At 62.6% G+C, this 25,529-nt stretch carries 23 protein-coding genes and 1 tRNA gene; 6 read left to right on the top strand and 18 right to left on the bottom strand.

Annotated elements, in window-relative coordinates:
- Positions 1 to 131: 131 nt before the first annotated feature.
- Positions 132 to 779 (top strand): carbonic anhydrase, encoded by a 648-nt coding sequence (locus F2P47_RS11330; protein ID WP_152216472.1) that lies wholly within the window; start codon positions 132 to 134, stop codon positions 777 to 779.
- 4 nt (positions 780 to 783) lie between these two features.
- Here the strand turns inward: F2P47_RS11330 and F2P47_RS11325 are convergent, their stop codons facing one another.
- The 12 genes from F2P47_RS11325 to F2P47_RS11270 all read right to left on the bottom strand — a co-directional run bounded on the left by F2P47_RS11325 (position 784) and on the right by F2P47_RS11270 (position 10,771).
- Entirely contained in the window at positions 784 to 1,161 is a 378-nt protein-coding gene (locus F2P47_RS11325) for a hypothetical protein (protein WP_152216471.1), read from the bottom strand.
- Between the two features lie 59 nt (positions 1,162 to 1,220).
- On the bottom strand, positions 1,221 to 1,658 hold the full coding sequence (locus tag F2P47_RS11320) for a GFA family protein (protein WP_152216470.1): 438 nt from the start codon (positions 1,656 to 1,658) through the stop codon (positions 1,221 to 1,223).
- A 132-nt stretch (positions 1,659 to 1,790) separates the two neighbouring features.
- A tRNA-Lys gene (locus tag F2P47_RS11315) sits at positions 1,791 to 1,866 on the bottom strand.
- A 51-nt stretch (positions 1,867 to 1,917) separates the two neighbouring features.
- The gene (gene tgt / locus F2P47_RS11310) at positions 1,918 to 3,057 is read right to left on the bottom strand and encodes a tRNA guanosine(34) transglycosylase Tgt (RefSeq protein WP_152216469.1); all 1,140 of its coding nucleotides are present in this window, start codon (positions 3,055 to 3,057) and stop codon (positions 1,918 to 1,920) included.
- Positions 3,054 to 4,112, bottom strand: a complete 1,059-nt coding sequence (gene queA, locus F2P47_RS11305; RefSeq protein WP_152216468.1) for a tRNA preQ1(34) S-adenosylmethionine ribosyltransferase-isomerase QueA — start codon at positions 4,110 to 4,112, stop codon at positions 3,054 to 3,056. The genes tgt and queA overlap by 4 nt, the downstream gene beginning before the upstream one ends.
- A 134-nt stretch (positions 4,113 to 4,246) precedes the next feature.
- Positions 4,247 to 4,714, bottom strand: coding sequence for a peptidylprolyl isomerase (locus F2P47_RS11300; RefSeq protein WP_152216467.1), 468 nt, complete (start codon positions 4,712 to 4,714; stop codon positions 4,247 to 4,249).
- A 14-nt stretch (positions 4,715 to 4,728) separates the two neighbouring features.
- A complete protein-coding gene (locus F2P47_RS11295; protein WP_152216466.1) occupies positions 4,729 to 5,280 on the bottom strand; it encodes a peptidylprolyl isomerase in 552 nt (183 codons plus the stop codon).
- A gap of 59 nt (positions 5,281 to 5,339) precedes the next feature.
- Positions 5,340 to 5,864, bottom strand: a complete 525-nt coding sequence (gene coaD / locus F2P47_RS11290; protein ID WP_152216465.1) for a pantetheine-phosphate adenylyltransferase — start codon at positions 5,862 to 5,864, stop codon at positions 5,340 to 5,342.
- A gap of 4 nt (positions 5,865 to 5,868) precedes the next feature.
- Positions 5,869 to 8,547: a DNA gyrase subunit A gene (gene gyrA / locus F2P47_RS11285; protein ID WP_425500037.1), complete on the bottom strand. Its 2,679-nt coding sequence runs from the start codon at positions 8,545 to 8,547 to the stop codon at positions 5,869 to 5,871.
- A 351-nt stretch (positions 8,548 to 8,898) separates the two neighbouring features.
- Positions 8,899 to 9,765 carry a protein phosphatase 2C domain-containing protein gene (locus F2P47_RS11280; protein WP_152216463.1) on the bottom strand — a complete coding sequence of 289 codons (867 nt, stop codon included), beginning with the start codon at positions 9,763 to 9,765 and terminating at the stop codon, positions 8,899 to 8,901.
- 4 nt (positions 9,766 to 9,769) lie between these two features.
- Entirely contained in the window at positions 9,770 to 10,243 is a 474-nt protein-coding gene (locus F2P47_RS11275; protein ID WP_152216462.1) for a DUF2269 family protein, read from the bottom strand.
- Between the two features lie 45 nt (positions 10,244 to 10,288).
- Complete coding sequence (locus F2P47_RS11270) at positions 10,289 to 10,771, bottom strand: single-stranded DNA-binding protein (protein ID WP_152216461.1); 483 nt, start codon at positions 10,769 to 10,771, stop codon at positions 10,289 to 10,291.
- Positions 10,772 to 11,116: 345 nt separating this feature from the next.
- On the opposite strand from F2P47_RS11270, the gene F2P47_RS11265 reads away from it, so the two are divergent.
- The 5 genes from F2P47_RS11265 to trmFO all read left to right on the top strand — a co-directional run bounded on the left by F2P47_RS11265 (position 11,117) and on the right by trmFO (position 20,407).
- On the top strand, positions 11,117 to 12,142 hold the full coding sequence (locus F2P47_RS11265; RefSeq protein WP_152216460.1) for a phosphatase PAP2 family protein: 1,026 nt from the start codon (positions 11,117 to 11,119) through the stop codon (positions 12,140 to 12,142).
- 179 nt (positions 12,143 to 12,321) lie between these two features.
- A complete protein-coding gene (uvrA, locus tag F2P47_RS11260) occupies positions 12,322 to 15,294 on the top strand; it encodes an excinuclease ABC subunit UvrA (RefSeq protein ID WP_152216459.1) in 2,973 nt (990 codons plus the stop codon).
- A gap of 15 nt (positions 15,295 to 15,309) precedes the next feature.
- Entirely contained in the window at positions 15,310 to 17,418 is a 2,109-nt protein-coding gene (locus F2P47_RS11255) for an alkaline phosphatase D family protein (RefSeq protein ID WP_152216458.1), read from the top strand.
- Positions 17,419 to 17,514: 96 nt separating this feature from the next.
- Positions 17,515 to 18,942: an amidase gene (locus F2P47_RS11250; protein WP_152216457.1), complete on the top strand. Its 1,428-nt coding sequence runs from the start codon at positions 17,515 to 17,517 to the stop codon at positions 18,940 to 18,942.
- Between the two features lie 52 nt (positions 18,943 to 18,994).
- Complete coding sequence (gene trmFO / locus F2P47_RS11245) at positions 18,995 to 20,407, top strand: methylenetetrahydrofolate--tRNA-(uracil(54)-C(5))-methyltransferase (FADH(2)-oxidizing) TrmFO (protein WP_246176853.1); 1,413 nt, start codon at positions 18,995 to 18,997, stop codon at positions 20,405 to 20,407.
- Here the strand turns inward: trmFO and F2P47_RS11240 are convergent, their stop codons facing one another.
- The 6 genes from F2P47_RS11240 to yajC all read right to left on the bottom strand — a co-directional run bounded on the left by F2P47_RS11240 (position 20,408) and on the right by yajC (position 25,409).
- On the bottom strand, positions 20,408 to 21,262 hold the full coding sequence (locus tag F2P47_RS11240; protein ID WP_152216455.1) for a phytoene/squalene synthase family protein: 855 nt from the start codon (positions 21,260 to 21,262) through the stop codon (positions 20,408 to 20,410).
- A 69-nt stretch (positions 21,263 to 21,331) separates the two neighbouring features.
- Entirely contained in the window at positions 21,332 to 21,934 is a 603-nt protein-coding gene (locus tag F2P47_RS11235; protein ID WP_152216454.1) for a urate hydroxylase PuuD, read from the bottom strand.
- Between the two features lie 144 nt (positions 21,935 to 22,078).
- Positions 22,079 to 22,447 (bottom strand): Mth938-like domain-containing protein, encoded by a 369-nt coding sequence (locus F2P47_RS11230; RefSeq protein WP_152216453.1) that lies wholly within the window; start codon positions 22,445 to 22,447, stop codon positions 22,079 to 22,081.
- 3 nt (positions 22,448 to 22,450) lie between these two features.
- The gene (secF, locus tag F2P47_RS11225) at positions 22,451 to 23,398 is read right to left on the bottom strand and encodes a protein translocase subunit SecF (RefSeq protein WP_152216452.1); all 948 of its coding nucleotides are present in this window, start codon (positions 23,396 to 23,398) and stop codon (positions 22,451 to 22,453) included.
- A gap of 19 nt (positions 23,399 to 23,417) precedes the next feature.
- On the bottom strand, positions 23,418 to 25,028 hold the full coding sequence (secD, locus tag F2P47_RS11220; RefSeq protein ID WP_152216451.1) for a protein translocase subunit SecD: 1,611 nt from the start codon (positions 25,026 to 25,028) through the stop codon (positions 23,418 to 23,420).
- Positions 25,029 to 25,085: 57 nt separating this feature from the next.
- Positions 25,086 to 25,409, bottom strand: a complete 324-nt coding sequence (gene yajC / locus F2P47_RS11215; protein ID WP_422561593.1) for a preprotein translocase subunit YajC — start codon at positions 25,407 to 25,409, stop codon at positions 25,086 to 25,088.
- Positions 25,410 to 25,529: the final 120 nt, after the last annotated feature.

The raw sequence follows: 25,529 nt of genomic DNA, 5'->3' as shown, positions 1-25,529 counted from the left end.
ATCCAGATGATTACCCATAAGGCAGTCGCCTAAAATATGAGCAATTGGTTTGTAGCCATCAGGGTTGCGGATCGAACCGAACACTGGCTACCTTGCGCCCCGCTGCTGCACCAACCACCAGTCGGGTAAAAATGAGCGCTATCGACAGTCTGATCGAAGGCTACCGCGCCTTTCGCACCGGAACTTATCGGCAAAACGAAGAGCGCTATCGGGCTCTTGCTTCCAGAATGCAGAAGCCGAAGGCGCTGATCATCGCGTGCTGCGACAGCCGCGCCGATCCAGCGATGGTCTTTTCCGCCGATCCGGGCGAGCTTTTCGTCGTGCGCAATGTCGCCAATCTCGTCCCGCCCTACGAGCCGGATACGCATTATCATGGCACCAGCGCCGCCATCGAATTCGGCGTGACCGGCCTCGGCATCGCCGACGTCATCGTCATGGGTCACGCGCGCTGCGGTGGCATCGAAGCACTCTATGAGAGCGATCACGGCAATCCGCCCAAGGGTGAGTTCGTGTCAGGCTGGATGTCGCTGGCTCAGGGTGTCGCCGAGGATGTGCGCAAGACTCATGCGCATCTCGACCGCGATGCCATGCTGCGCCAGATGGAGCAACGCGCGGTGCTGAGCTCGCTCGAAATGCTGCGTACCTTCCCCTTCATCCGCGAGCGTGAAGCGGATGGGCGTGTGCGCCTCCACGGCTGGTTCTACGGTATCGGAAGCGGCGTGCTCTCCGTCTATGACAGGACGCACGACCGCTTCATCGATGTGCCGGATAAGGACTGAAGAATCAGGCTCCCTGGCGCAGGTAGTAGACCAGCGCCACCGACAGGATCAGGTGGATGACGCCCGGCGCATAGGCGCCCGAATCGATTTTTGCGCCCTGATAGAAAAGATTGACCGCGGCGAGCACGTTATAGACGAGCAGCGCGGCGAGAACGGGCTTCAGCGCCGCCGGATCGGTCATGTTCCGCGCGAACCAGGCAAGGGCGCCGAGCGACAGAAGCGCCGAACCGGCGAGCCGGGCCACCACGATGGCGTCGAGCCCCGGAACCATGCCGGGCAGCATGCGCGCCAGGATGCGGCCCGGCACCGCGACCATGAGCAGGCCCACCACCGCCTCGAGCGCGGCACAGACGATCAGCAGAATTTTCGGTGTCTCAGGCATTTCATCCCCCCTGTAATTAATGGCAGGCATCATATGGGCGATGCCGGGCGATTGCGCCATCAGATATCGCGATATGGGACTGGAGAGGCCTTGGGATGCTGCGGCAGGCCGTCGTCTATCCTGACCCAGTCGAGCTTTTCCGAAACCCAGATATGGCGTTCGGGCCGGATCACCTCGGGATCGTCCAGCGTTGCGATCGGTATACCGATGCGGTTCGGTGCATCCACCGGCTCGATGAATAGCCGCGTTCCGCAGATACCGCAGAAGTGCCGCCAGAGCCGGGCGGATGAGCGGAACCGCGCGGTCTCGCCGGTCACGTTGAGCGACGTCTTCGGAAACGACGCCTGGGCCAGAAACGGGGCGCCCATGGCCTTTTGGCAGGTGCGGCAGTGGCAGATGCGAGCGCCGATCGTCGGGACGGAGAAGCTATAGCGAACGGCGCCGCAAAGGCATCCGCCGTCATAGGGTGGCTCTCTGGTCTTGTCCGGCTGGCTCATCTGTCTTGCTCCCGCAGGGAAGTCTACCCATCGCTTACTGTGCCACACCCGGCTTCATCCCGGGAGCGCGTAGCTGAGGATGAGCACGATGGCGCAATGCGGGCGGCGGTCATCGTTTGGAGAAGCAGGGAATGGTGGGTCCGCTGGGACTCGAACCCAGGACAACTCGATTAAAAGTCGAGTGCTCTACCAGCTGAGCTACGGACCCCCGACAAGAGTGGGCGGAACCTAACGGCGCCTTCCTTCCGGGTCAACCGGCTTACAAGGCCTGAATATCGCCAGTTGCCTGTTCCGCCTTGAACCGCGCCGCAAAGGCCTCGAATTCGCCCTCGGCAATGGCCACGCGCATGCCCGCCATCAGTTCCTGATAGTAGGCGATGTTGATCCAGCTCACCAGCATGGAGCCCAGCATCTCGCCGGACTTGATGAGATGATGGAGATAGGCGCGGCTGTAATCGCGCGCGGCGGGGCATGAGCTTTCCGCATCGAGCGGGCGCGGATCTTTCGCATGACGCGCATTGCGAAGATTGACGCGACCGCGCCGCGTGAAGGCGAGCCCGTGGCGTCCATTGCGTGTCGGCATGACGCAATCGAACATGTCGATGCCGCGACGCACACCTTCGACCAGATCGTCGGGCGTGCCGACGCCCATCAGATAGCGCGGGCGGTCCTTCGGCAGCAGCGGCACGGTGAAGTCGAGAACGCGCAGCATTTCCGGTTGGCCCTCGCCGACAGCGAGGCCGCCGATCGCATAGCCGTTGAAACCGATATCGACGAGGCCCGCAGCGGAACGCGCGCGAAGTTCGCTATAGGTGCTGCCCTGCACGATGCCGAAAAGCGCCTGACCTTCCTTGCGATGCGGCTGCGCCTCGAAGGCGGCCTTGGAGCGCTTTGCCCAACGGAGCGAAAGCTCCATCGACACGCGCGCCTGTTCCTCGGTCGCAGGGAACGGCGTGCATTCGTCGAGCTGCATCTGGATGTCGGAACCCAGCAAGCACTGGATTTCAATGGAGCGCTCAGGCGTCAGCAGGTGGCGCGAGCCGTCGAGATGGGAGGCGAAAGTGACGCCCTCCTCCGTCATCTTGCGAAGGCTCGTCAGCGACATGACCTGAAAGCCGCCGCTGTCGGTGAGGATCGGGTAAGGCCAGTTGGCGAATTTGTGCAAGCCGCCCAGGGCATGAACCTCCTCCGCACCCGGACGAAGCATCAGATGGTAGGTATTGCCGAGGATGATGTCGGCGCCCGCCTCGCGCACCTGATCCATATAGAGCGCCTTCACCGTCGCGGCAGTGCCGACCGGCATGAAAGCGGGTGTGCGGATTTCTCCGCGCGGCGTATGGATGACGCCCGTGCGGGCGGCGCCGTCTGTCGCTTTCAACTCATGACGAAACAGGCTCATGCTGCGTCTCCGCGATAGATGAGGCAGGCATCGCCATAGGAATAGAAGCGATAATGTTCGGCGACGGCATGAGCATAGGCGCGCTTCATCTCATCAAGGCCGCGCAGCGCGGAGACCAGCATGAAAAGCGTCGAGCGCGGCAGGTGAAAATTCGTCATCAGCATGTCCACGGCGCGGAAGCGATAGCCCGGCGTAATGAAAATATCCGTCTCGCCCCTGAAAGGCGCAACGCGACCGTCAGGCGCGGCGGCGGATTCGAGAAGGCGAAGCGAGGTCGTGCCGACGGGTATGATGCGGCCGCCCCGCTCGCGGGCGGCATTGATCGCCTCGGCTTCCGCCTCGGTGATCTCGCCCCATTCGGCGTGCATCTTATGGGCCTTTGTCGTCTCCGCCGCAACGGGGAGAAACGTGCCAGCGCCGACATGAAGCGTCAGCCGCACGGTAGAAACGCCTTTCGTCTCGATGGCGGCGAGGAGTTCCGGCGTGAAATGCAGACCCGCCGTGGGGGCGGCAACAGCGCCGGGTTCGCGGGCATAGAGCGTCTGGTAGTCCGCAAGGTCCGCCTCGTCGGTGCCGCGCTTGCGCTCGATATAGGGCGGCAGCGGCATTTCGCCGGCCTTGAGGATCGCCGCGTCGAGGGCCGGGCCTTCTTTGGAAAAGCGGAAGAGCACCTCGCCGCCCTCGCCTTTTTTCTCGACCTCTGCCGAAAGGCCTTCGGCGAAATCGACGCGCTCGCCCTCCTTCAGGCGCTTGGCGGGCCGGGCGAAGGCGAGCCAGCGGCCCGCATCCTCCCGCTTGTGCAGCAGCACCTCGATCTTCGCCTCAGCCTCGCCCCGGCGACGGATGCCGAAGAGGCGCGCGGGGATCACCCGCGTATCGTTGAAGACGAGAAGATCGCCTTCGCGCAGATGCGACGGCAGATCGCGGACGCCCTCGTCGGACAGGTGCCGGGGCGCCGGTCCGATGACGAGCATGCGGGCGCTGTCGCGCGGCCTTGCGGGCCGAAGCGCGATCAGCTCCTCGGGTAGCTCGAAATCGAATTCATCGACGCGCATGGGCAACCTGCATATCAGCCCTGTTCGTCATGCTCGGGCTCGGCCCGGGCATCCAGGCGCCACAAATTCGGAACTTGTTGCCCTGGATTGCCGGGTCTCGCCGCGACGCGGCGGCCCGGCAATGACGATGAGACTTACGCCGCGTCCGCCGCGACCTGCATTTTCACAATGCGATCGGGCTCGCGCACGGGCTCGCCGCGCTTGATCTTGTCCACGAATTCCATGCCGGAAACGACCTTGCCCCAGACCGTGTACTGCTTGTCGAGGAAGCGGGCGTCGTCGAAGACGATGAAGAACTGGCTGTCGCCGCTGTTCGGGTCCTGCGCACGGGCCATGGAGCAGACGCCGCGAACATGGGGCTCCGCCGAGAACTCGGCCGGGAGCTTCTTGCCCGAGCCGCCGGCGCCGGTGCCGGTCGGATCGCCGCCCTGCGCCATGAAGCCGTCGATGACGCGGTGAAAGGCGACGCCGTTATAGAAACCCTCGCGCGTGAGTTCCTTAATGCGCGCGACATGCTTAGGCGCAAGGTCCGGGCGCAGTTCGATGACGACGCGGCCGTCCTTCAGGTCGAGATAAAGGGTGTTTTCGAGATCGGTGCTCATGAGGCTACCTCAATTCACTTTTTGACGTCTGCGGCGACCTGCATCCGGATGATCTTGTCCGGATTGCTCGGCGGCTCACCGCGCTTGATATAATCGACATTCTCCATGCCTTCGACGACGCGGCCAAAGAGCGTGTACTGGCCGTTGAGGAAGCTGGCATCGTCGAAGCAGATGAAGAATTGGCTGTTGCCGCTGTCCGGGTCCTGCGAACGCGCCATGCCGAGAGCGCCGCGCGTGAAGGATTCCGACTGGCTGAATTCGGCGGGCACGTCCGGCAGCTTCGAGCCGCCCATGCCGGTGCCCGTCGGATCGCCCGTCTGGGCCATGAAGCCGTCGATGACGCGGTGGAAAGTCAGGCCGTTGTAGAAGCCCTGACGTGTGAGCGTCTTGATGCGCTCGACCGTCTTTGGCGCGACGCTCGGCAGAAGCTCGATCACGACGCGGCCATCCTTCAGATCCATGTAGATCGTGTTTTCCGGATCGAGCTTCACGTCGGCGGCGAGTGCCAGCTGTGTCGTCGCGAAGAGCGCGATCAATGCTAACGCCAGACTTTTCAGACGACGCATATCCATCTCCCTGCTGTTCCTGTTGTTGTTATCCGGTCGGCAGAGCGACCCGGCGCTTGTCACTTGTTGCGGCTGACGCTCGCCAGGCGGGCGAGAACCTTCTTTTCGACGCGCTTCGGCACGAACGGGGAAATGTCCCCGCCCATGCTTGCGATCTGGCGGACCAGAGTCGAGGAAATGAACTGCGTCTCCGGCGAGGCGGTGAGGAACACCGTCTCGACCTGCGGATTCATGACGCGGTTCATGCCGACCATCTGGACTTCATATTCGTAGTCCACTGCGCCCCGAAGGCCGCGGATGATGACATTGGCGCCATGCGCGTCCGCCGCATCGACCACCAGGCCGGAAAAGGAGGCCGTGCTGATCTTCGAACCGAGCTTCTTCGCGACGGGGCCCGCCTCGGCTTCGATGAGCGCGGCCCGCTCCTCGAAAGTCAACATGGGCGTCTTCGTCGCGTTGATGCCGATCGCCACCACGAGATGATCCACCAGCGTCAGCGCGCGGCGAATGATGTCGATATGGCCATTGGTCATCGGATCGAACGTGCCGGGATAGATGCCGATCCGCTTTTTGGTCGCCGCCATGCGCCTATTCCTCGTCCGAACCGGTTTCGCTTGCCTCGTCGACGCGTTCGACCGAGACCACGCGCTCGTCCGCATTGGTGCGGAAGATGGTGACGCCCTGCGTCGCGCGGCCCGCGACGCGCACATCGTCGACCGGGCAGCGGATAAGCTGACCCTGATCGGTGACGAGCATGATCTGGTCCTGCTCTTCCACCGGGAAGGACGAGATGAGCTTGCCGTTTCGCGCCGTGACGGTCATCGCGATGATGCCTTTGCCGCCGCGTCCCGAAGTCCGGTAGTCGTAGGACGACGAGCGCTTGCCGAAGCCGTTCTCGCTGACGGTGAGCACAAACTGCTCGCGAGCGCCGAGTTCGGTGTAACGCTCGGTCGAGAGCGTCAGATCTTCCGACGCCTCTTCCTCGCTCTCGTCCTGCTCGACAGATTCGACCTCGGACTCCTCGCCTTCGCCCGAAACAGCTCGGCGCATGGCCGTCGCCTGCTTCAGATAGGCGCGCGCTTCGGCAGGCGTTACATCGACATGGCGCAGAATGCTCATGGCGATGAGCTTGTCGTCCTCTTCGAGGCGGATGCCGCGCACACCGGTCGAGTTGCGGCCGGAGAAGACGCGCACTTCCGTGACCGGGAAGCGGACGCAACGGCCATTTGCGACGGTGAGCAGCACGTCATCGTCTTCAGTGCAGATCTGCACGCCGACAATTGAGTCGCCCTCGTCTTCGCCCTCGAACTTCATCGCGATCTTGCCGTTGCGGTTGATCTGCACGAAGTCGGAAAGCTCGTTGCGGCGGACGCTGCCCTTCCGCGTCGCGAACATCACATGGAGTTTTGCCCAGCTCTCTTCGTCTTCGGGCAGCGGCATGATGGTCGTGATCGTCTCGCCCTGCTTCAGCGGCAGGATGTTGATCATCGCCTTGCCGCGCGACTGGGGCGTCGCCTGCGGCAGGCGCCAGACCTTGAGCTTGTAGACCATGCCGGTCGAGGAGAAGAACAGCACCGGCGTATGCGTGTTCGCCACGAAGAGCCGGTTGACGAAATCCTCGTCCTTTGTCGCCATGCCGGAGCGCCCGCGGCCGCCACGGCGCTGCGCGCGATAGGTCGAGAGCGGCACGCGCTTGATGTAACCCTGATGGCTGACGGTGACGACCATGTCTTCGCGCTGGATGAGATCCTCATCCTCGAAGTCGCTGTCGGCTTCCGAGATTTCGGTGCGGCGCGGCGTTGCAAATTCGGCCTTGATGGCGCTGAGTTCGTTGCGAACGATCTCGAGCACGCGGGCACGCGAACGCAGGATTTCAAGATAGTCGGCGATCTTCAGGCCGAGCGCCGTGAGTTCGTCGGCGATTTCATCGCGGCCGAGTGCAGTGAGGCGCTGCAGACGCAGATCGAGGATCGCCTTGGCCTGAGCTTCGGAGAGCTTGTAGGTGCCATCCGGCGAGAGCTTGTGGCGCGGATCGGCGATGAGTTCGACAAGCGGCGCGATGTCGCCCGCAGGCCAGTCGCGCGCCATCAACCGTTCCCGGGCAGTCCCCGGATCTGGCGCGGTGCGGATGAGGTGGATCACCTCATCGATATTGGCAACCGCGATGGCAAGGCCGACCAAGACATGGGCGCGGTCGCGCGCCTTGCCGAGTTCGAACTTGGTCCGCCGTGTGACGACTTCCTCGCGGAACTGCGTGAAAGCCTCGATGAACTGCTTGAGGTTCAGAAGCTCCGGGCGACCGCGATAAATCGCCATCATGTTGGAGCCGAAGGTCGTCTGCAGCGGCGAGAAGCGATAGAGCTGGTTCAGCACGACATCAGGCACCGCATCGCGCTTCAGCTCGATCACGACGCGCATGCCATCGCGGTCGGACTCGTCGCGCAAATCGCTGATGCCGTCGATCTTCTTGTCGCGCACAAGCTCGGCGATGCGCTCGATCATCGTCGTCTTGTTCACCTGATAGGGAATCTCGCTGATGATGAGAGCGACCCTGTCGCGCTTCATCTCCTCGATCTCGACACGTCCGCGAACGGTGAGCGAGCCCTTGCCGGTGAGATAGGTGGAGCGCGCGCCGGCGCGACCGATCAGAATGCCGCCGGTCGGGAAATCTGGCGCGGGCACATGCTCGATCAGTTCCTCGATCGTGATGGCCGGATTGTCGATCAGCGCGACGCAGGCGTCGATCACTTCACCCAGATTGTGCGGCGGCACGTTGGTCGCCATGCCGACGGCGATGCCGTTGGCGCCGTTGACCAGCAGGTTTGGAAACTCGGCCGGCAGAACCTTCGGCTCTCGTTCGGAGCCGTCATAGTTGTCCTGGAAGTCGACCGTTTCCTTGTCGAGATCGTTGACCAGAAGATGCGCGACCTTGGCCATGCGCACTTCGGTGTAACGCATGGCGGCCGCAGGATCGCCGTCGACCGAACCGAAATTGCCCTGCCCGTCGAGCAGCGGCAGGCGCATGGAGAAAGGCTGCGCGAGACGCACCAAGGCGTCGTAAATCGACTGGTCGCCATGCGGATGATACTTACCGATGACGTCGCCGACGACGCGGGCAGACTTGCGATAGGGCTTGTTCCAGTCGTAGCCGTTCTCACTCATCGAGAAGAGGATGCGGCGATGCACGGGTTTCAACCCGTCCCGCGCATCGGGCAGCGCGCGACTCATGATCACGCTCATCGCGTAATCGAGATAGGACCGGCGCATCTCGTCTTCGATGGTAATCGGCGAGACGTCCTTCTCCGGCGGCGTCGGTGTGCCGCCCGAAGTTCCGTCGGAACCCAAACCGCTCCCGTTGCCCGGGGCCGGCTCGTCGCCCGGAATGTCGCTGTCTGACGTGTCGGACAAATGCTTTTCTAACGTTAGAGGGCGCCAGCGATCTCTGATCGCGCGGCGCCCGAAGGACCAAAAAGAGCCCGGAAAACGACTTCCGAATCCCCGAAATCAACTGATGCACAGACTAGCAGGTCCGGCATTTTCGGGCAACCTGAAAGGCTTTCGAAAGCCCTCCTTAAGCCATTGTAATTATTGACAAAATGGGGGAGGTTTCGACGCGGCTCAGCGGCGCTCGGGCCCGGCCCTGAAAAGCACCGCAGTGGCGTCGTCGGAACGCTTGAACCGGGGATAGAGGCGCAGCGCGGGATCCTCTTCGCGTTCGATCTTCCTGATCTCGGAAAGGATGCCCGAAAGCCCCTCCTCCCGGGCGCGGCGGGCGAGCTCCGCAGGCGTCAGGCGCTCATAGTCATAGGCGAGAGAGGCAAAGCCATCGGTCATCAGCAGGCCCGTGACGTGCTGCGAGAGCGGCATGTCCCAGCGCCGCATGAAATCGACGGCGCGCGGGTCCAGGCCCAAAATCCAGTAGCCCGTTTCCGTGTTCTGTCGGTTCCGCGCGGCACGCAGGAAACGCATGACATCGGGCGAGGCGAACATGTCCGCTCCCGGCGCGAGCGAGGCAATGAGGTCCGCCGTGCGCTGGCGGGCCGACGCCTCTCGGTCGAGGTGGCGATCGCCGAAAGTCGTCGCCTCCCCCTCGTCCGTCAGCAGCACCAGATGACAATCGGCGAAATTCACGTAAGAGAGCGTGGCGCCGTCGCTATGAACCATGCTCATGGCTGCCGAGGGCAGTTCATAACGGCCGTTCGGCGGGCGTCGCTTCTTTGACTCGAAGGTTTGAGCAAGGCTGTCGATCGCGGCCCTCGTGAGACCGCCGAGATCGCTCCCGTGTTGCTCTGCATGGGCGGCGAAATAGGCGCTCGCTTCCCGCGCCAACCAATGCGCATCGCTCGGTGCATCCAGAAGCTCGTCATCGGCGACGCCGGTCGCGCCGTCGATCACCCAGGCATGCGCCGGCCCATGGCCGAATGCGTCCTCGTTCGGCTTTTCGGGGTGGCCGGCATCGGTGATCGCATCGAGGATGCGGAGCATGGGCTCACCAGTATTCCGGCTGCGTGACCATGAAATAGAGGATGGCGACGATGGCGACGAGGCCCGGCCAGCCGCACCAGAACCAGACACGCAAGAAGCGCTGGTAGCGGGGCGGCAACGGCGTTCCGGCCGCCAGCGCCGTCGCGGCCATGTCCCTCATCTGGAGATTCAACCAGAATCCCGGCAGCCAGAGGACGCCGATGGCAGCATAGAGACTGAGGCTGATCGCGATCCAGCTCTGCCAGACATGGAGATGCGCGATATGCGCCATGCCAAGGCCCGTCACCGGCTGTAACACGAAGGCCGTCGCCATCAGCGCGATGTCCGCGATGACGACGATCCGTGCCGTGCCCGCAATCAGAGGGACATTGCCGCTGCGGTTGGCCAGCGCCATGAAGAAGGCGATGCCGAGCCCTGTGCCGAAAAGCACCATGGCGCCGAGGATGTGCAGCAATTCGAGGAGTGAGAATATCTCCATCGGCGAGGCTCCATCGCAGCGGCCGAAAGCGGGCCGGGCCTTTGCCTAGAAGGGAATCTCGTCGTCGAGATCCTGAGCGAAGCTGCCCTTCGAGGCGCCCGAGCTGCGGCCACCACCGAAATCGTCGTCGCCATAGTCGCCGCCGCCACCCGACGAACCGCCCGCGCCGCCGCCGGAGCGGCCGTCCAGCATGGTCAGCACCGAGTTGAAGCCCTGAAGGACGATTTCAGTCGAGTATTTTTCCTGGCCCGACTGGTCGGTCCATTTGCGCGTCTGGAGCGCACCCTCGATGTAAACTTTCGCGCCCTTCTTCAGGTACTGCTCGGCAACCTTGCAGAGACCTTCGTTGAAGATCACGACGCGGTGCCACTCGGTCTTTTCCTTGCGCTCGCCCGAGTTCTTGTCGCGCCAGCTTTCCGAGGTCGCGATGCGCAGATTGGCGATCGGGCGGCCATCCTGCGTCCGGCGAATTTCGGGATCGGCGCCCAGATTGCCGACCAGGATGACCTTGTTGACGCTGCCTGCCATGTCTCTCGCTCCGATGCTCCGCAAGGACACCCTTGGCGTCCGAGCCAGTCACTAATCCAGGAATTCCGGCCTCACCATACCCGCAACGCACAGGATTCGTAGACCATGCCATGGGATATCCACAAGAAAAGGCGCGGCAAATCCCACTTACCTCGCATTTTCCAGTGTTCTTGTATTGTTCTGACATGCATTTAAGCCGAACGCAATTGACGTTATCGTCGACAGGGAGTGGCTTTCGGATTCACCAGCGTGGAGCCAGAGGTGGGCACAGATGAGGCGGTCTTGAAGGCAGCGGAGCAAGCGCCAACCGGCGCAGGCGTCTGGAAGGACGCTTGGCGGGCCTCCTTGATCGAACATCGGTTCTATCTCGCATACCTCATTTGCTATGTCGCACTAGGCTGCCTCACGCTCATCTGGAAAACCCGGGGTAGCGGCGAACTCCTCGCCAGGAACATCCTGGCCACGGTGATCTGCCACCTACCCGTCATCGCGGTGATATTTTTGTTTTGGGCGGCGCTGTTCTTCTTTCGTGAGCGTCCGGAGGTGCCACTGCCGGCGCTGCGCACGGCGCTTCGCGAGACCTATCTGACACCGAGCTCGCTCGCCGCCTCTCTGCTGATGCTGGTCACCATTCCGCTCTTCTTCGGAATGTTCTTTACACTGAAGATAAGTCTACCGCAGATACAGCCGTTCCAATATGATGCCCTCTTCGCGCAGTGGAGCACCTCGCTGTCCGGTGGTGATCCGACCTGGCGTATCCTTCAGCGCTGGCTCGGCCAGCCCTGGATCACGGCGACACTCGACTATGTCTATTTCCTCTGGTTTGCCGTGGTGCATCTGACCTTTTACTGGCAGCTCTTCTCGCGTCGGCGACCCGAACTTCGACTTCAATTCATCATGGCGTTCGTCGGCTGCTGGGGCCTGCTTGGCTCTGTTGTTGCCGTCGCCTTTTCATCGGCGGGCCCAGCCTTCTTTGGCGACCTGCTTGGGCGTCCGACGCCCTTTGATGGGCTGATGGCCTATCTCGATCATGTCCGGCAGAGCGGTTACCAATTGAAGGCGCTCATGGAGCAAAGCATCCTCTGGCAGAGCTATGTGACGCGTAACAACCTGCCCTTCGCGGGAATCTCGGCGATGCCTAGCATCCACGTCTCGCTGGCAGTTCTGATGGCGCTGTTCGGGTGGCGTGTGAGCCGCCTCGCGGGCATTCTTTACACGACGTTCGCCGTGCTCGTTTTCCTCGGCTCAGTGCTTCTAGCCTTCCATTACGCGATCGACGGCTATGCCGGTGCCGCGCTTACGCTGGCCGTCTGGTCGGCCTGCGGCTGGCTCGCGCGGCGCGTCTATCGAGACCATTCATCCCCCGCTTGAGTTCCGTTTTTGTTCTTGCTTCCTGCGCCGTGAAAGTCAAAATGGGATCAAGAACGAAGATTCGACCATGCGAGATCTCCTCGATTTGATCCCGGCAGCGCGGCGCTTGTTTGCGGCGTCCGATAACCTACATTGCAGAGCGAATGTCCTCCCCTCGCAAGTCAACGAGTAAACGCCCCATGGCTGACGCGGCGCGTCCGGCTTCCCCGGCCTCTTCGAGAGTTCTCGCCGTTCGCGGCGCGCGGGAGCACAACCTCAAGAATATTTCGATCGAACTGCCTCGCGACAAGCTGATCGTCATCACCGGGCTTTCGGGGTCTGGCAAGTCATCGCTTGCCTTCGACACGATCTATGCCGAGGGCCAGCGGCGCTATGTCGAAAGCCTTTCGGCCTATGCGCGGCAATTCCTCGAAATGATGCAGAAGCCGGATGTCGACCAGATCGACGGCCTCTCGCCGGCCATCTCGATCGAGCAGAAAACGACCTCGCGCAATCCGCGCTCGACGGTCGGCACTGTCACCGAGATCTACGACTATATGCGCCTCCTCTGGGCGCGCATCGGCGTTCCCTATTCACCCGCGACCGGCCTTCCCATCGAAAGCCAGACGGTCAGCCAGATGGTCGATCGCGTCATGGCGCTGCCCGAGGGTACGCGGCTCTATCTGCTCGCGCCTATCGTGCGCGGCCGCAAGGGCGAATACCGTAAGGAGTTCGGCGAGCTTCAGCGCAAGGGCTTCCAGCGTGTGAAGGTCGACGGCACCTTCCATGAAATCGACAGCGTGCCCGCGCTCAACAAGAAGCTGAAACACGACATCGACGTGGTCGTCGACCGTATCGTCGTGCGCGACGATCTCGGCAACCGTCTCGCCGACAGTTTCGAAATCGCGCTCGGCCTTGCCGATGGTATTGCTGTGGTCGAATTCGCCGACGCCAAGAAAGGCGCGGAGCCGGAGCGCATCATTTTCTCGTCGCGTTTTGCCTGCCCCGTTTCGGGCTTCACCATCGACGAGATCGAACCCCGTCTTTTCTCCTTCAACAATCCTTTCGGCGCCTGCCCGGCCTGCGACGGTCTCGGCACGCAGCATTACATGGACCCGGACCTCGTCGTGCCGGATCACGGGCTTTCGCTTCGCGATGGCGCCATCGCGCCCTGGTCGAAATCGACCTCGCCCTATTACACCCAGACGCTGGACAGTCTGGCCAAGGCCTACAAGTTCTCGGTCACCATGCCCTGGTCGCAATTGTCGAAGAAGGCGCAGCAGGTCGTGCTTTACGGCACGGGTGAAGAGCCGGTGACCTTCGCCTATGATGATGGGCTTCGCTCCTACAAGACGACGAAGCCTTTTGAGGGCGTCATACCCAATCTCGAGCGGCGTTGGCGCGAGACGGATTCTTCATGGTCGCGCGAGGAAATCGAGCGCTTTCAGGGCATCACGCGTTGCGACGATTGCGGCGGCTACCGGCTGAAGCCCGAAGCGCTGGCCGTCAAGATCAACAAGCTGCATATCGGTGAAGTCACCGACATGTCGATCCGCGATGCGGATCGCTGGTTCTCGGAACTCTCGCAGCATCTGACCGCGAAACAGAACGAGATCGCGGGCCGTGTGCTGAAGGAAATCCGCGAGCGGCTTCACTTCCTCAACAATGTCGGTCTCGAATATCTGACGCTGGCGCGGAATTCGGGAACGCTGTCGGGCGGCGAAAGTCAGCGCATCCGGCTTGCCTCGCAGATCGGCTCCGGGCTCACTGGCGTCCTCTATGTGCTCGACGAGCCCTCCATCGGTCTTCACCAGCGCGACAATGACCGTCTGCTCGAAACGCTGAAGCGCCTGCGCGATCTCGGCAATACGGTGATCGTCGTCGAACATGACGAAGATGCGATCCGGCTCGCGGATTATGTGGTCGATATCGGCCCCGGCGCGGGCATTCATGGCGGCGAGGTCGTCGCCGAGGGCACGCCCGAAGAGATCATGGCGAACCCGAACAGTCTGACGGGACAGTATCTCACCGGCTTCCGCCAGATCGAGGTTCCCGCGACGCGCCGCAAGGGCAACGGCAAGTGGCTCAAGGTTACGGGTGCGAAGGAAAACAACCTGAAGAATGTGACGGCGGAAATTCCGCTCGGCACCTTCACCTGCGTTACTGGCGTGTCGGGCGGCGGAAAGTCGACACTCCTTATCGAGACGATCTACAAGGCCGTGGCGCGGCGTCTGACCGACACCCGCGACCATCCCGGCGATTTCGACGAGATATTCGGTCTCGAACATCTCGACAAGATCATCGACATCGACCAGTCGCCCATCGGCCGCACGCCGCGCTCGAACCCTGCGACTTATACTGGCGCCTTCACCTTCATTCGCGACTGGTTCGCGGAACTGCCCGAGGCGCGCGCGCGCGGCTACAAGGCGGGACGCTTCTCGTTCAACGTCAAGGGTGGGCGCTGCGAAGCCTGTCAGGGCGATGGCGTCATCAAGATCGAGATGCACTTCCTGCCCGACGTCTATGTCGAATGCGATTCCTGCCACGGGCATCGCTACAATCGCGAGACGCTGGAAGTGAAGTTCAAGGGCAAGTCGATCGCCGACATCCTCGAAATGACGGTCGATGAGGCGGCGGACTTCTTCAAGGCGGTGCCCGCCGTGCGCGAGAAGATGGAAGTGCTTCAGCGCGTCGGCCTCGGCTATATCAAGGTCGGCCAACAGGCGACGACGCTTTCCGGCGGCGAGGCGCAGCGCGTGAAGCTCTCAAAGGAACTGTCGCGCCGCTCGACGGGCCGCACGATCTATATTCTCGACGAACCGACCACCGGTCTCCATTTCCACGATGTCGCGAAGCTTCTCGAAGTGCTTCACGAGCTCGTGGCGCAGGGAAATTCGGTTGTCGTCATCGAGCACAATCTCGAAGTCATCAAGACGGCGGACTGGATCCTCGACCTTGGCCCGGAAGGCGGCGACGCGGGCGGCGAGATTGTCGCTGTTGGCACTCCGGAAGATGTGGCGAAGGAACCGCGCAGCTATACGGGACACTACCTCGCGGAGCTCTTCAAACGTCGGCCCGGCAAGACGGTCTCCGCATCGAAACCGAAGAAGCCCGAGCGGGCGAAATGTGGGGCGGTTCCCCCTCTCGCGCAAAACGCCTATAAAGGCGGCTGACTGGGTTTCGGGGGCATGATGACCGGATTCGATCGCCGCGAATTTTTGAGGCTCTTTGCCGCCACGGCGGGCTGCTTTGCGGTGAGCGCCGCGCCCCTGCCCTTCGCCTCGGTGCTTAATCGCGCCGCCGCAGACACAGGCCTCTATCACTTCCCGCAGGGCCTCGCTTCCGGCGATCCGCAGCCTCACGCCGTCATGCTCTGGACGCGGGTCGAGCGAGTGGATGGCGCGCCGAGCGACGCGATCGACCTCTATGTTCAGGTGGCGGAGGATGAGGCTTTTACGAAACTCATCGTCGAACGCGCCGTGCGCGCGTTGCCCGAGACTGATCATACGGTGCGCGTTTTGGTGAACGAGCTCAGGCCCGACACGCATTACTACTATCGTTTCTTCGCCGGCAGCGATCAGGCGCCATTCTCCGGCCGAACCCGCACTGCGCCGCCGCGTGATGCAAAACGTCCCGTGCGTTTCGCCTTCCTCTGCTGTCAGAATTACGAGCAAGGCTATTACGGGGCCTATCGCCGCCTTGTGAATGATGACATCGCCGCGAAGCCGGAGGATCGGATCGAGTTCGTCCTTCACCTCGGCGATTTCATCTATGAACATACGGGTGACGTGCCGGAGGAAGAGAAGCCCGCGCGTCTCATCGGGCCGCTGCCGAACGGTTCGACGCCGTGGGTGCCGGATGGCAAGCGCACCAACTGGCAAAGCGGCGGACAAGCAGCCGTAACGCTTGCCGATTACCGCTTCCTCTACAAGCTCTACCTCACCGATCCCGACCTGCAGGCGGCGCGCGCCCGCTTTCCCTTCATCCATACATGGGACGACCACGAATTCACGAATGATTGCTGGCAGTCGCACGACACGTATTATGGCGACGGCAGCCCCGCGCAGAAACGCAAGCTCGCGGCCAATCAGGCCTGGTTCGAATTCGTGCCCGCGCTTCTTTCCGACGCGCCCGATTTTGGCGGTGTGAAGCCTCAAGCTCATGACTTCACGCCGGTAAAGGTTGCCGATGCGCCGATGGGTGAGCCGGACGCGAATTTCCTTTTTCAGGGAACGGATAATCTCAAAGCCATCGGCAGCCTCGGCATCTACCGCGCCTTCTCGTGGGGCAAGATGCTTGACCTCGTCATCACCGATCTGCGGAGCTATCGCAGCCCGCCCGTGATGAGCGAAGAAGTGAAGGCGCTGGTCAAGGGCGCGCCGCTGCCGCCTGTGCGGATTGTGAAGACACTCGACGCTGGCCGAAGCGCAGCGCAGGGCAATCCGCCGGCGAAACTCTCCTACAAGGACCGCGAAATCGACAATCCGCGCCGCGCCGCGCCTCCGGGCACGCATATGGGCGGGCCCCAGAAATCGTGGTTCAAATCCGTGATGCAATCGTCGAAGGCGCGTTGGCGCATCTGGGCGAACAGCGTGCCTGCCCTCGCCATGCGGATCGACTTTGCGAGCCTGCCATTCGCGGGGCTTGAGGATGGTTATGTCGGCATCGATGCCTGGCAGGGCTATCCCGGCGAGCTGAAGGAGCTGATGAGCTTTCTGAAAGAAGCCGGGATCGGCAATGTGATTTCCTGCTCTGGCGATTATCACGCGCATATCGTCGGACGCCTGCCCGTCGATCCGGATGCGGAAGCCCTCACTTATTCCGCTGTCGAATTCGTGACCACCGGGATCAGCTCCGGCTCCATGTATCGCGGCGCCGAACGCGGCGCGCGTAAAAGCGCCCTCTTCCACCGCGCCGTCGAGATCGACGACGGGGACAAGAAGCTCGAGAATTTCAACAATACGCTGGTGAACGGATTGCGGGCCGGCATCCTCACCAACTACACCAATTCGATGAAGATCGGCGCCATGTTCCGCAATGAGCGCGCGAGCCCCGGCCTCTCCTTTCTCGATTCCAACGCCCATGGCTTCGGCATAGCAACGTTGACGGAGGAAGGCGCGACAGTTGAGCTCGTCAATGTGTGCGACGTTTCGAAAGACGCGGGGCCAGAGGGTGCCGCCGTGTTGCGCCGCAGCCGCTTTGCGGTGAAGCCGTGGAAGGGCGGCGATGATCCGGTGATCGAAGGGCCGACATTCGAAGGCGAGCCGCCTTTTCCCTACTCCCACGTTACGGTCTGACGCTTCGGTCTTTGCGTTGGAGAATTCTCCGCCTAATCTTTGAGGAGGAAGGCGGGCCGCATGAGAGCCTGCCCGCATCGTTCGCGGAGGTAACAGGTGGGGATTTCGGAATATGCGTCGCATGACGCCCTCGGGCTCGCGGAGCTCGTAAAAAGCGGACAGGTTTCGGCAGCGGAACTGGCCGAGGAAGCGATCGCGCGGATCGAGAAGCACAATCCGACGCTCAACGCTGTCGTCACCAAGATGTACGATCAGGGACGGGCCACGGCGAAGGCACCTGTCGACGGCCCATTCAAGGGCGTTCCCTTCCTGCTCAAGGATATTCTTGGCGACTTTGCGGGCGTGCCCACGCAATCCGGCTCGCGCTTCATGAGCGGCGTTCCGGCAACGCGGGATTCGACGCTTACGGCGCGGTTCAAGAAATCGGGCGTCGTCGTTCTCGGCAAGACCAACGTGCCGGAATTCGGCCTGCTGCCCACGACCGAAAGCGCCTTCTACGGTCCGGCACATAATCCTTGGAACCCTGCGCATTCGACGGGCGGCTCGTCCGGCGGCTCGGCGGCCGCGGTCGCGGCGGGCATCGTTCCCATTGCGCATGCGAATGACGGAGGCGGCTCCATCCGCATTCCGGCATCGTGCTGCGGCCTTGTCGGCCTCAAGCCGACGCGCGGGCGCAATCCGCTCGGTCCAGACATCGGCGATATCATGGGCGGCCTCATTGCCGAACATATCGTCTCGCGCAGCGTACGCGACACAGCGGCCATGCTCGATTGCACGCATGGTGCGGAAGCGGGCGATCCTTATTACGCGCCGCCGGTCACGCGGCCCTTCCTTGACGAGCTGAAGCAGAAGCCCGGCAAGCTCCGCGTCGCCTATAGCGTCACCGCTCTGGACGGCAAGAAGGTTCACGCGGAAGGCGTGAAAGGTGTCGAGGAGACGGCGAAGCTTCTCGCCGATCTCGGCCATGAGGTTGTGGAGGCGGCACCCGAACTTCCGATGGAAATGCTCTCGGGCGCCTTCATGGCGCTCTGGGCCTCGGGCCTCGCCATGCAGATCGACGTTCATGCGATGATGACCGGCCGCACGCCGAGCGACAATGAGCTCGAAGGGCTGACCTGGGGCCTTTATCAGGCGGGCAAGCAGGTCACCGCCGTCCAGTATCAGATGTCGATCGCGCAGATTCAGATCATGTCCCGGCTCATGGCTCGCTTCATGGAGTCGCATGATGTATGGCTGACGCCGACGCTCGGCAGCCCGCCGCTCAAGCTCGGCACCATCGACATCACGGAGCGCGATCCGGTGGCGGCCTTCGCGCCGGTGCTCGATTACGTGCCCTTCACGGCGCTCGAAAACGCGACCGGCCAGCCCGCCATTTCGCTGCCGCTACACTGGTCGGCGGACGGGCTCCCCGTGGGCATCATGTTCGCCGGGCGCTTCGGCGAGGAAGCGCTGCTGCTGCGGCTCGCGGCACAGCTTGAACAAGCGCGGTCCTGGAAGGACAAGCGGCCCCAGATCTGGGACTGAAACGGATGAAAGCGGCGCGGCAGTTCGGGAGGCTTCTCCGGAACTGCCCGCTATGCTATCTCCTCGGCCCATGACCCAGGACATCAAACCCGTTCATGTGATCGGCGCCGGCATGGCCGGTTCCGAGGCCGCCTGGCAGCTTGCACAGGCTGGCGTTCCGGTGTTGCTGCATGAAATGCGGCCACTGGTTAAAACCGACGCGCATCAGAGCGACGGCTTCGCGGAACTCGTCTGTTCCAACTCCTTCCGCTCCGACGATTACGAGCAGAATGCAGTCGGCCTTCTCCACGAAGAAATGCGCCGCTTGGGTTCGCTTGTCATGGAAGCGGCGAATGTCGCCAAGGTGCCGGCGGGTGGCGCGCTCGCCGTCGACCGCGAGGCGTTCTCGGCCTATGTCACCGAAAAGCTCAACGCTCACCCGCTCGTCACCGTGGAGCGCGGCGAGGTCGCAGGGCTTCCGCCTGCCGACTGGGACAATGTGATCGTGGCGACCGGCCCGCTCACCTCCGCCGCCTTGGGCGAAGCGATCGCCGCTCTCACTGGTGCCGAAGAGCTCGCCTTTTTCGACGCCATCGCGCCGATCGTCTATCGCGAGACGATCGACATGTCCGTCTGCTGGTTTCAGTCGCGCTACGACAAGGTCGGCCCCGGCGGCACAGGCAAGGACTATATCAACTGCCCGATGACCCGCGAGGAATACGACGCCTTCGTTCAGGCGCTTCTCGATGGAGAGAAAGGCGACTTCAAGGAATGGGAAAAGAGCACGCCCTATTTCGAGGGCTGCCTGCCGATCGAAGTCATGGCGGAGCGCGGGCTTGAAACGCTGCGCTGGGGCCCGATGAAGCCTGTCGGCCTCACCAATCCGCATAACCCGGAGGTGAAGCCCTATGCGGTGGTTCAGCTCCGTCAGGACAATGCGCTCGGCACACTCTACAATATGGTCGGCTTCCAGACGAAACTGAAGCATGGCGAACAGACGCGCGTGTTCCGCTCCATTCCGGGTCTCGGCCAGGCTGAGTTCGCGCGGCTCGGCGGCCTTCATCGCAACACCTTCCTCAACAGCCCGAAGCTTCTCGACGGCGTGATGCGGTTGAAGAGCGAGCCGCGCCTGCGCTTCGCTGGTCAGGTTACGGGCGTCGAGGGCTATGTCGAAAGCGCCGCGATGGGGCTTCTCGCCGGACGCTTCGCCGCCGCCGAGCGGCAGGACCGCGCGCCTTCGGTGCCGCCACGCACCACGGCGCTCGGCGCGCTTCTCGCCCATATTACAGGCGATGCGAATGCCGAGACCTTCCAGCCGATGAACGTCAATTTCGGGCTCTTCCCGCCGGTTGAGCCGGGCCTCGATGAGAACGGCAAGCGCCCGCGCGGCAAGGCCAAAGGCCCTGCGCGAAAGCGCGCTCATACGAGCCGCGCACTCGCCGATCTCGCGGGCTGGATCGCACAGAAAGCCGAAGCGGCGGAATAATCAGAAGCGGCCCGCGAGCTGCTTTGCTGCCATCCGCAGCTGCCGCGAGAATGCGGGCACATCCGTAGACTGACGGAATGGATCGAATCCCGGCGCCGTGACCATTCTGAGGTAACGGTCGCAGAGCGCCGCCGGCAGAAGCGCCGGAATCGCGGCGCGATCCACCTTGTGCGCGCGCGCCCCGGCCAGCAGCGCCCGCGCCCGCGTCGCAACCTCTCCGATTGCATTGCGCAGCGTCTCCGACATTTCGCCGGCAAAGATGCGATGCGGATCGATGTCGTGGGAACGCAGCAGGTCGAGCGGCAGGTAAAGCCGTCCTTGCGAGGCGTGGAGCGGCAGCGCGCGGAGCAGGCCTGTCAACGCGTAAGCGACGCCGGCGGATTTGATCGCGGCGGCGGCCATATCGGTGCTCTCGCCTGCAAGGACTTGTGCCGCCAACATCATCAGCCGCGACGATGTTTCCTCGGCATAGGATTCGAGTTCGGCCATGCTGTCGAAGGGCGCCTCGTCGAGATCGCGCTCGCGAGCGTCGATCAGCGCGATCAATTCCTTCTGCGGCCAATGGGCGACGCTTCGCGTCTCGGCCAATGCGACCGCCGTCTCGTGCCCCCTCGCCTCGCCGTCTGATAGCGCCTCGACCGTATCGCGCCACCATTGCAGCCTGATTTGCCCGAGCATCGGCTCGCTCACCACCTCCGGCACGCGGGCGATTTCGGCGTTGAAGGCGTAAAGCGCGATGAGCGCCGGACGCTTCGCCGAGGGCACGAATTGCAGCGACAGAAAGCGATCGTGATCGAGCCGCCTCACATCATTGAGGCAGGCGCGCAGGCTGTTGGCGGTCGAATGTTGATCCATCGTCACAGTCCAAAAGGAAACGGGGCCGTTTGACAACGGCCCCGCTCCAGTAAATCGCTATGCCAGCGATCAGTAGATGTTCTGCGCCGACACCATGGCGAAGAGCATGGGGACCGACAGCATCGTGTTGGTGCGCGAGAAGAGCATCGCCGTGCGGGCGGCTTTCGGCTTCGCATCGGCAGGCGCGTCGACGATGCCGAGAGCGATCTTCTGGTTCGGCCAGATGATGAACCAGACGTTGAACCACATGATCGTGCCGAGCCACATGCCGATGCCGATCGCCGTGTCCTTCGGAACAGCGAAGCCGTTCGTGGCACCCAGCGTGTATGCATCGAGCAGGTAGCCGTTGAGATAGGCGAGAACGATACCGAAGAAGATCGTCGACATGGCACCCCAGCGGAACCAGAAGAGCGCGGCCGGCGCGATGACCTTGCCGATGGCCGGCTTCTGCTCATCGGGGATCTTGGGCATGTTCGGGATCTGAACGAAGTTGAAATACCAGAGCAGACCGATCCACATCACGCCACTGCCGACATGGAGCCAGCGAACGAAAAAGGCGCAGAACGCGAAGTCCAGCGAGCCACCCGACTTGAGGAAAAGCAGGACAAGAAGAGCCGCAAGCACGAAGCCCGCGATCACCGTGTTCCGGAGAGAAGTGAGAATTGCAGCCATAAGGATTACCCCCTGCGTTTAATCAGAATTAGGCAGCCGCGCATGGCCCCCTGTAACGTCGCCGCGCGGCATTGAGTCGCGATTCATGTTGGCAAAATTAGGAGCTTCGGAACGAAAAGCCAAGCGTTCCGGTATGGCATAAGTTCAGGAAACAGCGATCAATGCGGCTGCAACGCGGCGCTCTTCAAAGCGCAGGATGTTGTAGGTGCGGCAGGCAGCGCCTGTCGTCATCACGTCGGGCACGATTCGCGCCTCGGTCAGAAAACCCACAATATCCTTGGGTAATTGTGCGAAGCCTGCGCCGCTTCCCACGAGCAGGAAATCGAACTCGTCCGCGCATTCGATTAGCGGTGCCAGTGACGCCCGCGTCGTGTCCCTGAGCTTGCCCGGCGCCCAGGGATAAAGCCCGCGCGGTGTGAGCAGGATCGAGCCTTCGAAGCGCTGCTCGTTAAGCCGGAAGCCGCCATCGCCATAGGCGTCGATGAGCGGCTGCCCGGCGAAGCGGGGCTTCATGCCTCAGGCCTTCTTCTCGACCTTGCCGCGTCCCAGCGCGCCGGAACCCCACTCGCGCTTGACACCGATTGCGATCAGCACCGGCGCGGCGACGAAGATTGACGAATAGGTGCCGACGAAGATGCCGAAGATCATGGCGAAGGTGAAGCTACGGATGACTTCGCCACCGAAGATGAAGAGCGCGAAAAGCGCGATCAACGTCGTCGCCGAGGTCATGATCGTGCGCGCCAGCGTCTCGTTGATCGACAGGTCGATCAGCTCGCCGAGGTCCATCTTCTTGAACTTGCGCAGATTCTCGCGGATACGGTCGAACACGACGACGGTGTCGTTCATCGAATAGCCGACGATGGTCAGAAGCGCGGCGATGGTCGTCAGATTGAATTCCATCTGCAGCAACGCGAATATGCCGATGGTCGCCATGACGTCATGAATGAGCGCCAGCACGGCGCCAAGGCCGAACTGCCACTCGAAGCGGAACCAGATGTACACAAACATCAGTGCCACCGCGACGACGACGGCCATGGTCGCCGATTTGATGAGTTCGCCGGAGACCTGAGGCCCCACGCTTTCGATGCGGCGATATTCGACCGAGGTTCCGAGTGTGTCCTTCACCTTCTTGACCGCCGCTTGGCCGGTATCGTCAGTGGCGGAGGCTCCATGCGCGGTGCCGATGCGGATCAGGACGTCATTGTCCTCTCCGAAGCGCTGGAGCTGGAGGTCGCCAAGGCCAAGGCCGCCGAGCTGCGTGCGAAGGCCCGATATGTCGGCCGGGCCTTTGGTGGCGATCTCGATGACCGTGCCGCCCTCGAAGTCGATGCCGAAGTTGAGACCGCGCGCGAAGAGCAGCACGACCGAGGCCAGCATGACCGCGACGGACAGGCCGACCGCGATGTGACGAAACTTGACGAAGGAAAAAGACGTATTGTCCGGAACGAGCTTGAGCCGCTTCATTTGTCGTATTCCTTCGAAATCACAATACGAGCAGCTTGGGGCGGCGGCGCCGCACCCAGGTCGCCACGATCAACCGGTTCACCGTGAAAGCGGTGAAGACCGACGTGACGACGCCGATGGCGAGCGTCACGGCAAAGCCGCGCACCGGGCCCGAGCCAAGTTCGAAGAGAACGGCGGCCGAGATGAAATGCGTGATGTTGGCGTCGAGAATGGTCGCGAGCGCTCTGTGGTAGCCAGCCTCGATGGCGGCGATGACCGATTTTCCGGAGCGCAGTTCTTCGCGAATGCGCTCATAGATCAGCACGTTGGCGTCGACTGCGGTGCCGATGGTGAGCACGATGCCGGCGATGCCCGGCAGCGTCAGTGTCGCCTGCAGCATCGAGAGCGCGCCCATGATGAGCGCGATGTTCACGAGCAGCGCGAGATTGGCGAAGACGCCGAAGAGGCCATAAGCCGCAATCATGAACACGATAACGGCAACCGAGCCGATGATCGACGCGATGGTGCCAGCCCGGATCGAGTCGGCGCCGAGGCCGGGGCCGACGGTGCGTTCTTCAAGCACGTTGAGCGGCGCAGGCAGCGCGCCCGCGCGCAGCAGGATCGCGAGGTCATTCGCCTGCTGGACGGTGAAGTTGCCGCTGATCTGGCCTGTGCCGCCAAGGATGGGCTCGCGGATGACCGGCGCGCTGATGACCTTGTTGTCGAGCACGATGGCAAACGGCTTGCCGACGTTGTCGCGTGTGACTTCGCCGAAGAGGCGTGCGCCGGTCGAATCGAAGCGGAAGCTCACAATGGGCTCGCCCGAGCGCTGATCGAAGCCCGGCGTCGCATCGACGAGATTGTCGCCGCCGACCATGACGCGGCGTTGCACGAGCAGCGGGCGCGTCGGGTCTTCCGTCATGTAGAGGACTTCGGCCCCCGCAGGAATGGTGTGGGTCGCCATCGCCTGTTGCGCCGTCGTCGACGTGTCGACGAGGCGGAAATTGAGCTTCGCGGTCTGGCCGAGAAGCTTCTTAAGGCGTTGCGGATCACCGAGACCGGGAACCTGAACGAGAATACGGTCCGCGCCCTGCTGCTGGATCACGGGCTCGGTGGTGCCGAGTTCGTCGATGCGGCGACGGACGATTTCCATCGACTGCTGGATGGCCGATTGGGCGCGGGCGACCTTTGCCGTCTCCGACAGCGTGACGGTAATGAGCCCGCCGGAATTCGCGACCGACAGGTCGCGCTGAGGCAAGCCGCCGCTCAGGAGATTTGAGGTCACGACCGTGGACAGGTCGCGGATCGCCTTCAGCGACTTGTCGACATCCTCGGGCTTCGTGATGCGGATGGTGACCGCCTCGCCGTTCACGCCGAGCCCGGTGTAAAGCACTTCAGCGTTGCGGAGCGCCTTGCGGATGTCGTTGACGAGTTGTTGCAGCCGGTCATGGGTGACCGACGCCGTGTCCACCTGAAGCAGCAGGTAGGAGCCGCCGCGAAGATCGAGGCCCAGATTGATCTGCTTGTGCGGCAGGAAGGACGGCATTTCGTCCAGCGCGGCCTTGGGCAGGAAGTTCGGCGCGGTGTAGAGGAAGCCGGCAAGCGTAAGCAGCGCAATCAGCGCGATCTTCCAGCGTTCAAAATGCAGCATATCGGCTCTCGTCCCCACCTGCCCCGGCTGCGCGCCGGCGGCAGCAAACCCTGACTGTTAGGAAGGCGTATTCGCGTTCGCCGGTACCGGCTCGGACTTCGAGCGGACCTCGGCCAGCGTGGTCTTCACGACGCGAATTTTGACGCCCTCGGCGATCTCGACCAGCACTTCGGCTTCCTCGGCCTTGACCACCTTGCCGATGATACCGCCGGAGGTCACCACCGTGTCGCCGCGGCGCACATTGGTGACCATGGCCTGGTGATCCTTCAGCCGCTTCTGCTGGGGCCGGAGAACGAGGAAGTACATGATCGCAAACAGCGCGATAAAGGGAAACAGCGAGACAATGACGTCCGTGCTGCTCCCGCCGGTCTGGCCAAACATAAGCATCTCCAACTAAGCGCCCCGGAAAGCCGGGCCTGCGGTCACTCTCGATTGCGCCGGACTATACCGGCCGGGGGTATATTTGCAAACCGGCGCGGAAAACATGACATGCGGTTAAAC

Source organism: Parvibaculum sedimenti (assembly GCF_009184905.1).
Classification (GTDB): Bacteria; Pseudomonadota; Alphaproteobacteria; order Parvibaculales; family Parvibaculaceae; genus Parvibaculum; species Parvibaculum sedimenti.
This window is presented reverse-complemented; position numbering and strand designations above follow the sequence as displayed.

Excerpts from the sequence above, each read along its gene's own strand:
- F2P47_RS11230 (WP_152216453.1), bottom strand. The coding sequence starts at position 22,447 with ATGAAGCCCCGCTTCGCCGGGCAGCCGCTCATCGACGCCTATGGCGAT.
- tgt (WP_152216469.1), bottom strand. The coding sequence starts at position 3,057 with ATGAGCCTGTTTCGTCATGAGTTGAAAGCGACAGACGGCGCCGCCCGC.
- uvrA (WP_152216459.1), top strand. The coding sequence starts at position 12,322 with ATGGCTGACGCGGCGCGTCCGGCTTCCCCGGCCTCTTCGAGAGTTCTC.
- F2P47_RS11270 (WP_152216461.1), bottom strand. The coding sequence starts at position 10,771 with ATGGCAGGCAGCGTCAACAAGGTCATCCTGGTCGGCAATCTGGGCGCC.
- queA (WP_152216468.1), bottom strand. The coding sequence starts at position 4,112 with ATGCGCGTCGATGAATTCGATTTCGAGCTACCCGAGGAGCTGATCGCG.
- F2P47_RS11240 (WP_152216455.1), bottom strand. The coding sequence starts at position 21,262 with ATGGATCAACATTCGACCGCCAACAGCCTGCGCGCCTGCCTCAATGAT.
- F2P47_RS11325 (WP_152216471.1), bottom strand. The coding sequence starts at position 1,161 with ATGCCTGAGACACCGAAAATTCTGCTGATCGTCTGTGCCGCGCTCGAG.
- gyrA (WP_425500037.1), bottom strand. The coding sequence starts at position 8,547 with ATGCGCCGGTCCTATCTCGATTACGCGATGAGCGTGATCATGAGTCGC.
- yajC (WP_422561593.1), bottom strand. The coding sequence starts at position 25,409 with ATGTTTGGCCAGACCGGCGGGAGCAGCACGGACGTCATTGTCTCGCTG.
- F2P47_RS11275 (WP_152216462.1), bottom strand. The coding sequence starts at position 10,243 with ATGGAGATATTCTCACTCCTCGAATTGCTGCACATCCTCGGCGCCATG.
- F2P47_RS11320 (WP_152216470.1), bottom strand. The coding sequence starts at position 1,658 with ATGAGCCAGCCGGACAAGACCAGAGAGCCACCCTATGACGGCGGATGC.
- F2P47_RS11255 (WP_152216458.1), top strand. The coding sequence starts at position 15,310 with ATGATGACCGGATTCGATCGCCGCGAATTTTTGAGGCTCTTTGCCGCC.
- F2P47_RS11235 (WP_152216454.1), bottom strand. The coding sequence starts at position 21,934 with ATGGCTGCAATTCTCACTTCTCTCCGGAACACGGTGATCGCGGGCTTC.
- secD (WP_152216451.1), bottom strand. The coding sequence starts at position 25,028 with ATGCTGCATTTTGAACGCTGGAAGATCGCGCTGATTGCGCTGCTTACG.
- secF (WP_152216452.1), bottom strand. The coding sequence starts at position 23,398 with ATGAAGCGGCTCAAGCTCGTTCCGGACAATACGTCTTTTTCCTTCGTC.
- F2P47_RS11295 (WP_152216466.1), bottom strand. The coding sequence starts at position 5,280 with ATGCGTCGTCTGAAAAGTCTGGCGTTAGCATTGATCGCGCTCTTCGCG.
- F2P47_RS11280 (WP_152216463.1), bottom strand. The coding sequence starts at position 9,765 with ATGCTCCGCATCCTCGATGCGATCACCGATGCCGGCCACCCCGAAAAG.
- trmFO (WP_246176853.1), top strand. The coding sequence starts at position 18,995 with ATGCTATCTCCTCGGCCCATGACCCAGGACATCAAACCCGTTCATGTG.
- coaD (WP_152216465.1), bottom strand. The coding sequence starts at position 5,864 with ATGGCGGCGACCAAAAAGCGGATCGGCATCTATCCCGGCACGTTCGAT.
- F2P47_RS11330 (WP_152216472.1), top strand. The coding sequence starts at position 132 with ATGAGCGCTATCGACAGTCTGATCGAAGGCTACCGCGCCTTTCGCACC.
- F2P47_RS11300 (WP_152216467.1), bottom strand. The coding sequence starts at position 4,714 with ATGAGCACCGATCTCGAAAACACCCTTTATCTCGACCTGAAGGACGGC.